The organism is Herbiconiux daphne, from assembly GCF_024979295.1.
Classification (GTDB): domain Bacteria; phylum Actinomycetota; class Actinomycetes; order Actinomycetales; family Microbacteriaceae; genus Herbiconiux; species Herbiconiux daphnes.
This window is the reverse complement of sequence record NZ_JANLCJ010000849.1, coordinates 1-512: the sequence shown is the minus strand read 5'-3', so window position 1 is coordinate 512 and position 512 is coordinate 1. Positions and strand designations below refer to the sequence as shown.

Here is a 512-nt window from a genome sequence, read left to right as displayed (position 1 = left end):
TAGATTCAGAATTCGTTTTGCTTCGTCTGTATCAAAGTTACAGCCGTGCTTTGCCTGTGTACTGATTGATTGAGCGATAGTCTGCTCAAGTTTAAAAGCGTCTAACCAAGTGCTATCCATAGCGACTAAACCTCATTACAACAAGTGTTTATATTTGACGAATCGCCCGTCTCTTCCGCGTACTGAAATGTTTAATAAAGTTGGTAGTTTCAACATCTCTTCTTGAGATAACACACCAACTCGGTGATACTGTGCTTCGACTTGTTCATTGATATCAGGATCAGTTAGCCCTTCAACATCATCACGAAACACATCTTCAACAGAGCCGAACTCTTGATTCGTAATAAAACGACCATCCGTAGTATATTCTCTGTATGCAACTAACATAAACTTCGACATACATTTTCCAATAAGAAAGGGGCACGAAGCCCCTTGAATTAAACATTAACCACCATGTGGAACATAACCATTGGCAAATGCAGCTCGCATTTGTGCATTGGCTTTTTTCTTGG

Annotated in this window: 1 protein-coding gene; it reads right to left on the bottom strand. The window is 40.0% G+C overall.

Annotated elements, in window-relative coordinates; translation table 11 throughout:
- Positions 1-135: 135 nt before the first annotated feature.
- A complete protein-coding gene (locus tag N1032_RS28015) occupies positions 136-387 on the bottom strand; it encodes a hypothetical protein (protein WP_259544021.1) in 252 nt (83 codons plus the stop codon).
- Between the last annotated feature and the right edge of the window lie 125 nt (positions 388-512).